This is a genomic window from Psychrobacillus syltrankelensis (genome assembly GCF_055454035.1).
In genome coordinates, this window is sequence record NZ_CM144227.1 from 2568236 (window position 1) to 2582059 (window position 13824).

Genomic DNA, 13824 nt, shown 5'->3' on the forward strand with positions numbered 1-13824 from the left:
CCTTGATTTTAAAGGTTAAAGCTTCCGGCGGATGGACAGATTTTGTAATTGAGTTTATCAATCAAACTGGATATAAAATCTGGACCAAATACGCCTTCGCATATATGATTGAGGAACGTTCCACGTGAAACATTTATAGTATTATAGTTTGTATTAGTGAATATTTAGCGTACAGAGTTTCTAAAAGGTGGTGCTTGTGAGATGAAAAGTCCTTTTTCGCGTTTTTTTGGAAGTTCCGAAAAGCAAGGACAAGATGAAATTGTGGAACCTACACAAAGTCATTTAGAGGAAGTTGTAAATGTAGCTATTGATAAAATAGTACCAAATAGGTATCAGCCTAGAACGGTTTTTGATGATGCTAAAATAGAAGAGTTGGCTCGTACTATCCATACTCATGGTGTAATTCAACCAATCGTCATTCGAAAGATGGATGACGATCGGTATGAAATTATTGCTGGAGAACGCAGATTTAGAGCAATGTCAAAACTTCAATGGTCAGAGGTACCAGCAATTATTCGTAATTTAAGTGATAAAGAAACAGCCTCCATTGCATTGATAGAAAACTTGCAACGTGAAGAGTTAACTGCAATAGAGGAAGCAGTTGCTTATCAAAAGTTATTGAAGTTGCACGAATTAACTCAAGAGGCATTAGCACAACGTCTTGGTAAAGGGCAATCTACAGTTGCTAATAAACTTAGATTACTAAAGTTACCTGTAGAAATTCAGGAAGCAATAATGAAAAGAGAACTTTCTGAACGTCATGCTAGAGCTTTAATGCAAATAAAAGAAAAAGATGTTCAAATCCAATTAATGAATTTGACGAAAGAGAAACATTTGAATGTAAAACAACTTGAAGAAAAAGTAGAAGAATTACTGAATCCTCCAAGCAAAGAAGAGAAAAAATCAGTAAAGCCTAAAAGAAAAGCAGTAAGTAAAGATGTTCGAATTGCTTTAAATACGATTAAACATTCTTTATCAATGGTAACTAAAAGTGGAATAAATATTAAGACAGAAGAAGAAGATACTGAAGAATTTTATCAAATTACAGTGAAAATACCTAAAAAGAAATTATAATATACTTATATTTTTCCAAACTCTCACAAAAAATTGTGAGAGTATTTTTTTTGTAACAAGAATAAAACCCAAATTTCTTAGAAAATTTGGTAGAATGTAATAGAGTCAGATAAACCAATAAGATAGAAGGTGCAAGAGTGGGAAGAATTATTGCAATAGCTAACCAGAAAGGTGGAGTAGGAAAGACTACTACATCAGTAAATTTAAGTGCCTGCCTTGCATATTTAGGTAAGAAAGTGTTACTTGTGGATATTGATCCGCAAGGAAATGCTTCAAGTGGCGTAGGTGTAAATAAAGGTGATGTAAATCAATGTATATATGACGTTTTAATAGATGATGTGAATGTAGTAGAAACAATTCAAGAAACAAAAGTTGAGAATTTACATATTGTACCTGCCACTATTTCGTTAGCAGGAGCTGAAATAGAACTTGTTTCTACTATTTCAAGAGAAGTAAGATTAAAACGAGCACTTCTTGAGGTAAAAGAAAAGTACGACTATATCCTCATTGATTGTCCACCGTCACTCGGATTGTTAACAATTAATTCATTAACAGCTTCAGATGCAATTATAATACCTGTTCAATGTGAATTTTACGCTTTAGAGGGTCTTAGTCAGCTTTTAAGTACAATTAGACTTGTGCAAAAGCATTTAAATAAGAACTTAGAAATAGATGGTGTTCTTTTGACTATGTTTGATGCTCGGACTAATTTAGGTATTCAAGTTATAGAAGAAGTTAAAAAGTATTTTCAAGAGAAAGTATACAAAACGATAATTCCTAGGAATGTTCGGTTAAGTGAGGCACCAAGTCATGGTGAACCAATTATTATTTATGATCCAAAGTCAAGAGGAGCAGAAGTTTACTTAGATTTAGCGAAGGAAGTGATCCGTAATGGCTAAAGGATTGGGTAAAGGGCTTAATGCATTGTTTCCAGGGGAAGATTTGAACCAATCAGAAAAAGTAGAGCGAATTAGTTTAGTAAAGATTAAACCAAACCCTTTTCAGCCTAGAAAGATTTTCGAAGAAGAGGCAATGACAGACCTATGTGAATCAATCAAAGAACATGGTGTATTACAACCAATTATTGTTAGGAAAAAAGGTTCAAAGTATGAAATAGTCGTTGGTGAGAGAAGATTTCGTGCTTCCGAACTAGCCGGTTTAGATGAAATCCCAGCTGTTGTTCGTGAACTAAATGATCAGCAAATGATGGAAATTGCTATTTTAGAGAACCTTCAAAGGGAAGATTTAACGGCAATAGAAGAGGCAGAAGCCTATCAAAATCTCATGGAAAACTTAAGTTTAACACAAGAACAACTAGCATTCAGGTTAGGTAAAAGTCGCCCTCATATCGCTAACCATATAAGATTATTATCACTTCCACAAGAAGTTAGAAATGCTATCTCAAATGGTGAGTTATCAATGGGACATGGCAAAGCTTTATTAGGTTTAAAAAAGAAAAAGAATATACCATTAATAATGCTAAAAACACTGAAAGAAAATTTAAACGTTCGTCAATTAGAAGCATTAGTGCAACGATTAAATGAAAATGTTCCACGTGAAACAAAAAAAGAAGAGAAAAAAGATATATTCACAGTAGAAAAAGAGACAGAATTAAGAGAGTTACTTGGTACTTCAGTTTCTATTGTTAAAGGCAAAAATAAAGGGAAAATAGAAATCGAATTTTATTCCGATGATGACTTAGAAAGAATATTACAACTATTAGAAGACTAAGAATATAACCTATTTCTAGCTGTTTCTAGAAATAGGTTCACTTTTTAGTTTGAAAGTATACTTTTTAGATTAGAAAATGATTAGCTTTTGTGTCTTTACTTTAAAGAAATCAAGCTCTTTCATTTCTACTATAGGGAATGAGGAATAGGGATGGTTTTACTTGGTACACTGGTGAATGCGATATTAATAATAATAGGTTCAATTATTGGAAGATTCCTAAAAAATATTCCTGAAAATATGAAACAAACAGTTATGTATGCAATAGGAATTGCAGTCGTAGTTTTAGGTATACAAATGGGTTTGAAAAGTAATAATTTTGTATTGGTTATTATTTGCTTAGTATTTGGAGGAGTAATTGGTGAATGGATTGATTTAGATAAATGGTTAAACAGATTAGGTAATTATATAGAACAAAAATTTGGATCTAAAGAAGCTCAGGGTGGAAGTATTGCTCAAGGGTTTGTTACTGGTACTTTAATATTTGTGATTGGCGCTATGGGAGTATTAGGTGCATTGAACAGTGGGCTTCAAAATGATCACGAATTATTAATTAGTAAAGGTATTATTGATGGATTTACTTCTATTATTCTATCAGCAACACTTGGAATAGGAGTGATTTTATCCGCTATACCTGTAGCTATATACCAAGGTGCAATCGCAATCTTTGCTACTCAAATCACTAAACTAATTCCAGAAGCTGCACTTGATTTGTTTCTACAAGAGATGACAGCTACTGGAGGAATAATGATTATGGCAATAGGATTAAATTTGCTTGGATTAACAAAAATAAGAGTTGCAAATCTTCTCCCAAGCCTAGTTGTGGTCGCAATAGCTGTCACTTTTATTTATAACTTTTAAATTAAAACGATGCCATGCTAGAAGAAGCGAGCGGGAAATAACTTTACCCATTTCAAATGTAATGTTTAGACGAGTACTTTGTAGAACATTATATTCCATAAAGCCCCCAATATTTACTACTGCTTTTATTGAAATTTCACCTATTGGAGGTAATTCCTTTTTTACCGCTTTTCCAGGGTAAAGTGGTCCGGGATGGATAATAATTTGTCCGATATTTCCTGAATTCCCCAAACAAGCATCGATAGCAATAATATATGGTTTTAAAGGAGAGTTTATTAACTCTTGTGATATTGCTTCGATATTAAGAGCGTGTAATGGATTATCTAGTGTTCCGACAATTTGAAAAGGAAAAGAAGAGAGCTGGGTTAAAAATGAACCTGTCATTGGCCCAAGTGCATCACCCGTTGAACGATCTGTTCCTATACAACAAAAAACTAAGTTTGGATGATCAAATGGGATTATTTCTAAAAAATGGGTACTTAAGCGCCAAACTACACCTGTTTCTTTATAATAAATAGTAGTTGAATCTTTAAATGTTGCAGCTTGAGAATTCATATATAGACTCACTTTCTTTTTAAGACAGTATATGTAAATAACAAACTATTTATTCAGTGAGGAGACAAAAAGAACTATATGAATACAGATATTAATGTTACCTATATCGAAAAATTATTGTTGAATGAAAAAACTTGGATAAGTCTTGGATTTGTAGTATTTAAAATAATCGTAATCTTACTTATAACTGCAATTGTAGTGAAAGTAGGAAAAAGGATAATTAAACATATCTTTTTAGTACGAGAAAAGAGTCCACTGGCGTATTCTGAGAGAAGACAAAATACTTTAATGAAGTTGCTACAAAATATTTTGACATATGTAGTTTACTTTACAGCTATTTTATCGATATTATCGGCATTTCACATTGATGTTGCTGGTCTTTTGGCTGGTGCGGGAATTGTAGGGTTAGCAGTAGGTTTTGGTGCACAAAGTTTAGTAAAAGACGTTATTACAGGTTTTTTTATTGTTTTTGAGGATCAATTTGCTGTAGGAGACCAAGTACAAATTGGTTCGGCTACAGGAACAGTACAAGAAATTGGTTTGAGGACTACAAAAGTAAAAAGTTATACAGGCGAGTTGCATACTATTCCAAATGGTAGTATTTCTGTAGTTATTAATTTTTCTATATATAACTCATTAGCATTAATAGATATAAGTGTGGCCTATGAAACAAACATGGAGGAACTGGAAAAGAATATAGAAGAATTTCTACAAAGGTTGCCAAATAAATATGAAAAACTTGTTAAACCTCCAACTTATTTAGGCGTACAAAACTTTAGCTCATCTGAAATAGTTATTCGGATTGCAGCGGAGACTAAACCAACGCAACAAAGTGGAGTTGCTAGAAACATACGAAAAGACTTAATGGAATTCCTTGAACAAAAGGGTGTTAAAATTCCCTAACCAAAATTATTGTAAGAAAGTTAAGAATAAGTAGGTGAGTGAAATGGAAAGCAAACATTTTCAATTGAATGATATTGTAGAAATGAAAAAACAGCATCCTTGTGGTACTAATGCGTGGAAAATAATACGTATGGGTGCGGATATTCGTATAAAATGTGAAGGTTGTCAGCATAGTGTACTAATTCCGAGAAAAGAATTTGAGAAAAAGATGAAAAAACGTTTGATACAAGCAGAACCAGAGTAACGATAGACTTTTATCTGTGAAATCAATATAATGAACAAGTTAAATATAAAATGAATTGGTTTAGAAAATAGAAGGGTTGGGAAATAGATGGCATTAACAGCAGGGATCGTAGGATTACCAAACGTAGGTAAATCCACACTATTTAATGCAATAACGAAAGCGGGAGCACTTGCCGCAAATTATCCGTTCGCTACAATTGATCCAAACGTAGGAATTGTTGAAGTTCCTGACGCTCGTTTAGATAAATTAACAGAGTTAGTAGTACCAAAGAAAACTGTTCCAACAGCATTTGAATTTACGGATATCGCAGGTATTGTAGAAGGTGCTAGTAAAGGGGAAGGTCTTGGAAATAAGTTCTTAGCTCATATTCGCGAAGTAGATGCAATTTGCCAAGTCGTACGTTGCTTCGATGATGAAAATATTACACATGTATCTGGAAAAGTTGATCCGATTTCAGATATCGAAGTTATTAATTTAGAATTAATTTTAGCGGATTTAGAAAGTGTTGATAAACGATTAGCTCGAGTGACGAAAATGGCTAAGCAAAAAGATAAAGATGCAATGGTAGAAGAACCTATTTTGACTCGTTTAAAAGAAGCTTTTGAAGCCGGGAAATCCGGTCGTTCGGTTGAGTTTTCAGACGAAGAGCTACGTGTAGTAAAAGGTCTTCATTTGTTAACGATTAAGCCAATGCTGTACGTTGCTAATGTATCAGAAGAAGATATTATGGCAGATGATGAAAATGAATACGTTCAAAAGGTACGTGCATTTGCAGCTGAGGAAGGAGCACAGGTAATAGTTATTTGTGCGAGAATTGAAGAAGAAATGGCAGCTCTGGAAGATGATGAAAAATCAATGTTCCTAGAAGAGTTAGGAATTAAGGAATCTGGTTTAGATCAATTAATTAAAGCTTCTTACTCACTTTTGGGACTTGCTACTTACTTTACAGCAGGTGTTCAAGAGGTACGTGCATGGACATTCCGTAGAGGGATGAAGGCTCCTCAATGTGCAGGAGTGATTCACTCAGATTTTGAAAAAGGATTTATCCGTGCAGAAACCGTTGCTTACGATGATTTAGTAGCCAATGGTTCTATGAGTGCAGCAAAAGAAGCTGGAAAAGTCCGTTTAGAAGGAAAAGAGTATATAGTACAAGACGGAGATGTTATGTTATTCCGTTTTAATGTTTAATAAAGACAAGGGATTAGCGAGAAATTGCTAATCCCTTTTTTACGGAGTGAGAAAGTATAAAAACTTTTTGTAGCAGAATAGGTGGATTTCCGTTTCAGGTGGACGCTTTCCGCGGGGGCGCCGCTTACGCGTTCGTTGTGATGGTTCATCTCCTCACTCATCCCGCCGGAGTCGCCACCCTTCACTCCAATCTATTAAGTAAGTAGTACTTAAGAAGAAGATTTAGCCTAGCTAAATAACTCTAACGGTAATGATGTAGCAAATGTTTCGTACAAAGCACTCTGGAAACGGTGAAGACAAGATGCACCTAAAGTGCGTCTGTCGTTTTTCTTAATACATACAACTTTGGCTTTTCAGGATCGTCTTTAATTAATACATCTGCTGGATATTTTCTAAGCTCTTTATACATAGCGAAATCTCCGGCAGCTCCTGCAATTAACCAAGCTCCTAATAAAACCAAACTTGGTGATTCTACGAAATAGCCTAAAAGCATTGGAAGAATTCCTGTCATCCAAAAAGGAAGTAATAAAGCTCTCTTCATTGCTTTATTTGAAAGTGGCACTTTTGTTGTTGCATATGCAATCCCTAGTTTAAGATTAAGACCATAATCCATACAACTCCATGGAACGTTTCCAAAAAAACAAAAACCGATTAAATGGAAAGATTCATGTAGAACTATAAGTAATGCATATCCGATGAAAAATAATAGGAAATCAAGGAATGAAAAAGTTATGGTAAAGCCATCGTATAGCCAAGAATAAAATAGTAAACCAAAAATGGAAACAAATAAGGTCATTAATAAACTATACCAAGCAACTTTTTTTAAATCTATTTCAATAATAGACAAGAATTCTTCTTCATTTTCCAATAGCAACTCCTCCTTGTTAAGTAAGTCAAAACCTTAACTTTAATTCCTCGCAGATTAGAGTTAAAATAAATATACATGATTTGTGAAAACAATGGTATTCAGTTCTTGTTATAATAGTTTATTTATGTTACAATTCATTGATGTGAGTAATAGCATTACTTGCTCCTTGTCGGCTATGAATAGTCGGCCAAAGACCATAGGGAGGTGTAAATAGATGAGAAAGTACGAATTAATGTACATTATCCAACCAGCAATCGAAGAAGATGCGAAGAAAGCTTTAGTTGAGCGTTTCAACGAAATCTTAACTTCAAATGGTGCAGAAATCATCGAAGCAAAAGAGTGGGGTAAACGCCGCTTAGCTTACGAAATCAACGACTTGCGTGAAGGTTACTACCAAATCGTTAAAGTAAACTCTGATTCTAAAGCAATCGATGAATACATTCGTTTAGCTAACATCAATGAAGACATTATCCGTCACATTGCTGTTCGTATCGACGATAAATAATATCGACTAACAAAAGCTGAATGAGGGAGGTTATACACTGATGATTAACCGTGTCGTTTTAGTTGGAAGACTAACAAAAGATCCGGAACTTCGCTATACGCCAAGTGGTGTTGCAATGGCAAGATTTACACTAGCTGTCAATCGAACATTCTCCAATCAACAAGGTGAAAGAGAAGCCGATTTTATCAACTGTGTCGTTTGGAGAAAACAAGCGGAAAACACAGCTAACTTTTTGAAAAAAGGAAGTTTAGCTGGGGTTGAAGGGCGTATTCAGACAGGCAGTTATGAAGGACAAGATGGAAAACGTGTTTATACGACGGATGTTGTCGCAGACAGTGTTCAGTTTTTAGAGCCACGTAGTAGTTCTGGTGAACGTAGCCAAGGGGGACAACCATTTGGTGGACAACAGCAGCAACAACAAAATCCATTTCCAACATATCAGCAAAACCAACCAATGAATCAGCAAAATTATACACGTGTAGATGAAGATCCATTTGCAAATAGTAGCGGGCCAATCGAAGTATCGGATGACGATCTACCGTTTTAAAATGACTTCACACGTTTTACTTTAATCGAAAAGGAGGCAACCTATTATGGCACCACGTCGCGGAGGCAAAAGACGCCGTAAAGTTTGTTACTTCACTGCTAACAACATCACAAACATCGATTATAAAGATGTAGATTTGTTGAAAAAATTCGTGTCAGAACGTGGGAAAATTCTTCCACGTCGTGTGACAGGAACAAGCGCGAAGTACCAACGTAAATTGACACGAGCTATCAAAGTATCTCGTATCATGGCTTTACTACCATTCTCTTCTGAAGAGAGATAAGTTAATAAATAAAAAGGACCGGGAAACCGGTCTTTTTTTTATAATTTTTTGCAAGATCTTCCGCTGTAGGCGGACGCTTTCCAGGGGTAAAGTATCAAGCCAGTTCCCTCAATGTTAAAGGGCACTTGTGCTTTTCTAAACATATAATCAAAGAGAAATAAAAGGAATTTTAGTTGTAGTAGAAAATCTGTTACAATGGATAGATGATTACAACAAAGGAAGGTACTTTATGTTAAAAAATCAGGCAAGCTATTTAACTTATGGAGCAGGGATAATTGTACTATTTTCTATCCTTTTGGCAGTGTCCTTGTATGTTCCGTTTGTTGGTTTCATTACTTCTTTCATCGTACCATTACCAATTGCTTGGTATAGTGCTAAATTTGAACGAAAACAAGCAGTGTGGGTTATGATAATTGGTATAGTAATTTCCTTTATTGGTGGTGTTTTTGGCGTTTTATTTGCGTTAATTGTAGCTCCACTAGGTTTTATCATAGGTACATCTATTCGAAGTAAAAAGACAAAGCTCTATATGCTAATGACTTCAGGAATTTTTTTATTACTTATGATTGCTTTACAATACGTAATTTCTATATGGGTATTAAATATTAATGTTCTGGAGCAACTTTTGGGGGCTGCTGAAATATCCTACAAACAGGCAGGAAATATTATGTCATCGGTTGGACAGTTACCAAAAGATTATGATTCTCTTGTGGAACAAAGCTTATTAATAGCCAAAATGACTATGCCTGCTTATTTTATTGTCATAATATTTATCATAGCTTTTATATACTTGGTAATTAATTTAGGTTTATTAAAAAGGTTGAAATTAGAAGTACCCAAGTTTTCGAAGTTTACGGATTTTAGACTACCTAAAGCAGTGTTATGGTATTATTTATTCGTATCCTTCTTCTCATTATTTGTTTCTTACGAGGTTGGATCGTTTGGTTATTTAGCAACTATTAATGCTTTACTTATATTAAGAGTACTTCTGTTTTTACAAGGGGTTTCTTTTATTCATTATTATATTCATGTATTAGGCTATCCAAAATGGCTTGCAGTAGTTTTAACATTTCTTGCGGTACCACTTTATACGTTTACAATAATATTAGGTGTATTTGACTTAGGATTTAATTTACGAAGTTATTTAAAAGGCAGGTACAAAAAATAAGGAGCTGATCAAGTGGCGTCTTTTTTTAGAAAACGACCAATTCGATATCCACTCGTTTTGTTTATGCTTCTCGGTGGGGTTGCATCTTATTTAATCCTGTCTAATAGCATTTTAATTGGGTTATTATTTGCTTTATTAGTTATTGGAGTATCTTTTTATGCATGGATTTTAGAACAACGAGTATATGAAGAAACTGAAAAACACATAGAAACACTTTCATATCGAATGAAAAAGGTTGGGGAGGAAGCACTGTTAGAAATGCCTATAGGAATTATATTGATAAACGATCAATATATCATTGAATGGGCAAATCCCTATATGACACAAAAGCTTCCTTTCGATACGATTATTGGTGAGGAACTTCTTTCTATATCAAAGGATTTCCAACAATTTATAAAGCAAGAGGATTCAAAAGAAATAACCATTTCTATAGATAACAATAATTATAAAGTACTCTATAAGGCTGAAGAAAAATTACTCTATTTCTTTGATATTACGGAACAAATAGAAATGGAGTCGTTATACTACGGTGATCGAACGGTTATTGGTGTTTTATTTATTGATAATTATGATGAAATTGCACAAGGCATGGATGATCAAACAAGAGGTCAATTAAATAGTATCGTCACTTCTTGTGTAAATGACTGGGGAGCTAAATACGGAATTTATGTAAAAAGAATTTCATCTGATCGCTTCTTAGCTGTTTTTAATGAATCTATTCTAGTAGAGCTAGAAAAGAATAAGTTCTCTATATTAGATGACATTAGAGAAACAACCTCTAAATTTGGATTTTCTCTAACATTAAGTGTTGGGGTTGGGGCTGGATCTATTTCACTTGTTGAGCTCGGTGAATTAGCACAGTCGAGCCTAGATTTAGTACTAGGAAGAGGCGGAGATCAAGTAGCGATAAAGCACCCAAATGGAAAAGTAAAGTTTTACGGTGGGAAAACAAACCCGGTAGAAAAAAGAACTCGAGTACGAGCAAGAGTTATATCCCATGCACTTCGAGATCTAATCCAAGACAGTGATAAAGTATTCGTCATGGGGCATCGTATGCCGGATATGGATGCAATTGGATCGGCTGTCGGAGTTAGAAAAATGTCTGAGATGAATAAAGTAGAAGGCTATGTGGTCATTGACTTTAATGAATTAGATAAAAGTGTACTTCGTTTAATGGATGAAATAAAAGAAAAACCAGAGCTTTATGAGCGCTTTATAAGTCCGGAAGAAGCGATGAATAAAATTACGGATAAAACATTATTAGTTGTTGTAGATACACATAAACCAAGTTTAGTGATAGATGAGAAATTGCTAAATAAGGCCGAGAAAATTGTCGTAATTGATCATCATAGAAGAGGCGAAGAGTTTATATCTAATACAATGCTCGTATACATGGAACCATATGCTTCATCCACTTCAGAATTAGTCACAGAATTACTAGAATATCAGCCTAAAAATGAAAAAATGACTATGCTCGAAGCAACCTCCATGCTAGCAGGAATAATTGTGGACACGAAAAGTTTTACCCTGCGAACAGGGGCTAGAACTTTTGAAGCAGCTTCATATCTTCGAACCCACGGTGCAGATACGGTATTAGTACAAAAGCTATTGAAAGAAGATATTGATACGTACGTTGAACGCTCCAAAATAATTCAAACCGTTGAATTCTATAAAGCAGGAATTGCCATTGCACACGGAGCAGAAGATATATCTTATAGCCAAGTATTACTTGCTCAAACAGCAGATATTTTGTTAGCAATGAATAATATTACAGCTTCCTTTGTGGTAGGACGAAGAAGTGATACTGTTATTGGAATAAGCGCGAGATCACTTGGAGATGTGAATGTACAGTTGGTAATGGAAAAGCTTAGTGGCGGAGGTCATTTAACAAATGCTGCTTGCCAATTAGAAAATACAACTATTGAAGAATCTATTCAAATGCTCAAAACAGCAATTGTAGAAACACTAGAAGGAGGAACAACAGAATGAAAGTAGTATTTTTAAAAGATGTAAAAGGTAAAGGTAAAAAAGGCGAAATCAAAGACGTTGCAGATGGATATGCACATAACTTCTTATTGAAAAATAACTTTGCAGTTGAGGCAAATGCAGCAGCAATTAGTGCGTTAGAAGGACAAAAGAAAAAATCCGAAAAAGAAGCAGCAGAAGAATTAGTAGAAGCCAAAAAACTAAAAGAGTCTTTGGAACAACTTACAGTAGAGTTAAAAGCAAAGTCTGGTAATGACGGTCGTTTATTCGGTTCTGTAACTACTAAACAAATTGCAGCTCAATTAGAAAAATCACATGGTATTAAACTAGATAAACGCAAAATGGAATTAAATGATGCCATTCGTGCATTAGGATTTACAAATGTTCCTGTTAAACTTCACCATGAAGTAGTGGCTACATTAAAAGTCCATGTAACAGTAGAAGCGTAAGGAGAGAGGTCAATGAGCGATCCATTATTGGACCGTGTTCCACCACATAACCAAGAAGCTGAACAGTCTGTCATAGGAGCAATATTTTTAGAACCGCAAGCACTTATTACCGCAGCAGAAATAATTATGTCAGAAGACTTTTTTCGGGTAGCTCATCAGAAAATTTTTCAAACGATGCTTCGTTTAAGTGATCAAGGAAAAGCAATTGATGTAGTTACAGTAACAGAAGAACTTTCTGCAAAAAAAGAATTAGAAGATGTGGGTGGAATTACATACATTAGCGAAATTGCAAATGCAGTACCCACAGCAGCAAACATCGGACATTATGCAAAAATTGTAGAAGAAAAATCAATATTACGTCGTTTAATTCGAGTAGCAACAACAATTGTAGAAGATGGATTTACAAGAGAAGATGAAGTTGAAGCCTTACTAGCTGAGGCTGAACGAAAAATGATGGAAGTTGCTAATCGAAAAAATGCTGGGGACTTTCAGCATATAAAAGATGTTCTAGTCGAAACATATGATAACATCGAAAAACTTCACTCTAGAAAAGGCGATGTAACCGGTATTCCAACAGGATTTAGAGACTTGGACCGCATTACAGCGGGCTTCCAAAGAAATGATTTAATCATTGTAGCTGCTCGTCCATCTGTAGGGAAAACTGCTTTCGCTCTGAATGTTGCACAAAATGTGGCTACAAAAACAGATGAAAATGTAGCTATTTTTAGTTTGGAAATGGGTGCAGAACAACTAGTAATGCGTATGCTCTGTGCGGAGGGAAATATTGATGCACAAGTATTACGAACAGGAGCTCTTACTACAGAGGACTGGCGTAAACTGACGATGGCTATGGGAAGTTTATCTAATGCAGGAATTTTTATAGATGATACTCCGGGTATTCGGGTTAATGAAATACGCTCTAAATGCCGAAGATTAAAACAAGAATATGGTTTAGGTATGATTTTAATTGATTACTTGCAACTGATTCAAGGAAGTGGCGGGAGCCAGGCAAATCGACAACAAGAGGTTTCTGAGATTTCACGTTCATTAAAAGGGTTAGCAAGAGAACTCCAAGTCCCTGTTATTGCTTTATCTCAGCTTTCTCGTGGAGTAGAGCAGCGCCAAGATAAAAGACCGATGATGTCTGATTTACGTGAATCGGGTTCGATCGAGCAAGATGCAGATATCGTTTCTTTCTTATATCGAGAAGATTATTACGATAAAGAAACAGAAAATCAGAACATGATTGAAATAATTATTGCGAAACAACGTAATGGTCCAACTGGAACAGTTACACTAGCATTCGTAAAAGAGTTTAATAAATTTGTCAATATAGACTGGAGCCAACATCAAGCTCCACCAGCTTAAGAAAAGCTAGCAACATTTCTGCAATATTACCTAAATGGAGTAAATGAAAAAACAAAAGAGTAATATTTTAATATTTTCCTCTGTAAACACGAACGAT

General features: G+C 34.8%; 16 protein-coding genes. 14 read left to right on the top strand and 2 right to left on the bottom strand.

Annotated features, from left to right (window positions below):
* Positions 1–201 precede the first annotated feature (201 nt).
* The 4 genes from noc to ACTSKG_RS12420 all read left to right on the top strand — a co-directional run bounded on the left by noc (position 202) and on the right by ACTSKG_RS12420 (position 3663).
* Positions 202–1074, top strand: a complete 873-nt coding sequence (gene noc / locus ACTSKG_RS12405; protein ID WP_464754899.1) for a nucleoid occlusion protein — start codon at positions 202–204, stop codon at positions 1072–1074.
* Between the two features lie 137 nt (positions 1075–1211).
* Entirely contained in the window at positions 1212–1973 is a 762-nt protein-coding gene (locus ACTSKG_RS12410) for a ParA family protein (RefSeq protein ID WP_464754900.1), read from the top strand.
* The gene (locus tag ACTSKG_RS12415; protein ID WP_464754901.1) at positions 1966–2805 is read left to right on the top strand and encodes a ParB/RepB/Spo0J family partition protein; all 840 of its coding nucleotides are present in this window, start codon (positions 1966–1968) and stop codon (positions 2803–2805) included. The genes ACTSKG_RS12410 and ACTSKG_RS12415 overlap by 8 nt, the downstream gene beginning before the upstream one ends.
* 150 nt (positions 2806–2955) lie before the next feature.
* Positions 2956–3663 carry a DUF554 domain-containing protein gene (locus ACTSKG_RS12420; protein ID WP_464754902.1) on the top strand — a complete coding sequence of 236 codons (708 nt, stop codon included), beginning with the start codon at positions 2956–2958 and terminating at the stop codon, positions 3661–3663.
* On the opposite strand, the gene yyaC is transcribed toward ACTSKG_RS12420, so the two are convergent.
* Complete coding sequence (gene yyaC / locus ACTSKG_RS12425; protein WP_464754903.1) at positions 3619–4218, bottom strand: spore protease YyaC; 600 nt, start codon at positions 4216–4218, stop codon at positions 3619–3621. The two genes, ACTSKG_RS12420 and yyaC, sit on opposite strands and share 45 nt — an antisense overlap.
* 78 nt (positions 4219–4296) lie before the next feature.
* Here yyaC and ACTSKG_RS12430 point away from each other — a divergent pair, with 78 nt between their 5' ends.
* The 3 genes from ACTSKG_RS12430 (at position 4297) to ychF (ending at position 6553) form a co-directional block, all read left to right on the top strand.
* The gene (locus ACTSKG_RS12430; protein WP_464754904.1) at positions 4297–5121 is read left to right on the top strand and encodes a mechanosensitive ion channel family protein; all 825 of its coding nucleotides are present in this window, start codon (positions 4297–4299) and stop codon (positions 5119–5121) included.
* Between the two features lie 43 nt (positions 5122–5164).
* Positions 5165–5365: a DUF951 domain-containing protein gene (locus ACTSKG_RS12435; protein ID WP_464754905.1), complete on the top strand. Its 201-nt coding sequence runs from the start codon at positions 5165–5167 to the stop codon at positions 5363–5365.
* An 87-nt stretch (positions 5366–5452) separates the two neighbouring features.
* Positions 5453–6553 (top strand): redox-regulated ATPase YchF, encoded by a 1101-nt coding sequence (gene ychF, locus ACTSKG_RS12440; protein ID WP_464754906.1) that lies wholly within the window; start codon positions 5453–5455, stop codon positions 6551–6553.
* A gap of 307 nt (positions 6554–6860) precedes the next feature.
* Here ychF and ACTSKG_RS12445 read toward each other — a convergent pair whose 3' ends face one another.
* Positions 6861–7421: a DUF3267 domain-containing protein gene (locus ACTSKG_RS12445; protein ID WP_464754907.1), complete on the bottom strand. Its 561-nt coding sequence runs from the start codon at positions 7419–7421 to the stop codon at positions 6861–6863.
* A 214-nt stretch (positions 7422–7635) separates the two neighbouring features.
* Between ACTSKG_RS12445 and rpsF the strand changes: the two genes are divergently transcribed.
* The 7 genes from rpsF to dnaB all read left to right on the top strand — a co-directional run bounded on the left by rpsF (position 7636) and on the right by dnaB (position 13727).
* The gene (rpsF, locus tag ACTSKG_RS12450) at positions 7636–7926 is read left to right on the top strand and encodes a 30S ribosomal protein S6 (protein WP_142642276.1); all 291 of its coding nucleotides are present in this window, start codon (positions 7636–7638) and stop codon (positions 7924–7926) included.
* Between the two features lie 40 nt (positions 7927–7966).
* Complete coding sequence (ssb, locus tag ACTSKG_RS12455; protein ID WP_464754909.1) at positions 7967–8473, top strand: single-stranded DNA-binding protein; 507 nt, start codon at positions 7967–7969, stop codon at positions 8471–8473.
* 46 nt (positions 8474–8519) lie between these two features.
* Positions 8520–8756, top strand: a complete 237-nt coding sequence (gene rpsR, locus ACTSKG_RS12460; protein ID WP_142608051.1) for a 30S ribosomal protein S18 — start codon at positions 8520–8522, stop codon at positions 8754–8756.
* A gap of 229 nt (positions 8757–8985) precedes the next feature.
* Complete coding sequence (locus ACTSKG_RS12465; protein WP_464754910.1) at positions 8986–9924, top strand: YybS family protein; 939 nt, start codon at positions 8986–8988, stop codon at positions 9922–9924.
* Between the two features lie 12 nt (positions 9925–9936).
* Complete coding sequence (locus ACTSKG_RS12470) at positions 9937–11913, top strand: DHH family phosphoesterase (RefSeq protein WP_464754911.1); 1977 nt, start codon at positions 9937–9939, stop codon at positions 11911–11913.
* Positions 11910–12359, top strand: coding sequence for a 50S ribosomal protein L9 (gene rplI / locus ACTSKG_RS12475; protein WP_464754912.1), 450 nt, complete (start codon positions 11910–11912; stop codon positions 12357–12359). The genes ACTSKG_RS12470 and rplI overlap by 4 nt, the downstream gene beginning before the upstream one ends.
* Positions 12360–12371: 12 nt before the next feature.
* Positions 12372–13727, top strand: a complete 1356-nt coding sequence (gene dnaB, locus ACTSKG_RS12480; protein WP_464754913.1) for a replicative DNA helicase — start codon at positions 12372–12374, stop codon at positions 13725–13727.
* Positions 13728–13824 lie beyond the last annotated feature (97 nt).

Bases quoted from the DNA above. Each gene is read 5' to 3' on its own strand.
- noc (WP_464754899.1), top strand. From the start codon at position 202: ATGAAAAGTCCTTTTTCGCGTTTTTTTGGAAGTTCCGAAAAGCAAGGA.
- rpsF (WP_142642276.1), top strand. From the start codon at position 7,636: ATGAGAAAGTACGAATTAATGTACATTATCCAACCAGCAATCGAAGAA.
- ACTSKG_RS12435 (WP_464754905.1), top strand. From the start codon at position 5,165: ATGGAAAGCAAACATTTTCAATTGAATGATATTGTAGAAATGAAAAAA.
- dnaB (WP_464754913.1), top strand. From the start codon at position 12,372: ATGAGCGATCCATTATTGGACCGTGTTCCACCACATAACCAAGAAGCT.
- rplI (WP_464754912.1), top strand. From the start codon at position 11,910: ATGAAAGTAGTATTTTTAAAAGATGTAAAAGGTAAAGGTAAAAAAGGC.
- yyaC (WP_464754903.1), bottom strand. From the start codon at position 4,218: ATGAATTCTCAAGCTGCAACATTTAAAGATTCAACTACTATTTATTAT.
- ychF (WP_464754906.1), top strand. From the start codon at position 5,453: ATGGCATTAACAGCAGGGATCGTAGGATTACCAAACGTAGGTAAATCC.
- ACTSKG_RS12465 (WP_464754910.1), top strand. From the start codon at position 8,986: ATGTTAAAAAATCAGGCAAGCTATTTAACTTATGGAGCAGGGATAATT.
- ACTSKG_RS12430 (WP_464754904.1), top strand. From the start codon at position 4,297: ATGAATACAGATATTAATGTTACCTATATCGAAAAATTATTGTTGAAT.
- ssb (WP_464754909.1), top strand. From the start codon at position 7,967: ATGATTAACCGTGTCGTTTTAGTTGGAAGACTAACAAAAGATCCGGAA.
- rpsR (WP_142608051.1), top strand. From the start codon at position 8,520: ATGGCACCACGTCGCGGAGGCAAAAGACGCCGTAAAGTTTGTTACTTC.
- ACTSKG_RS12415 (WP_464754901.1), top strand. From the start codon at position 1,966: ATGGCTAAAGGATTGGGTAAAGGGCTTAATGCATTGTTTCCAGGGGAA.
- ACTSKG_RS12420 (WP_464754902.1), top strand. From the start codon at position 2,956: ATGGTTTTACTTGGTACACTGGTGAATGCGATATTAATAATAATAGGT.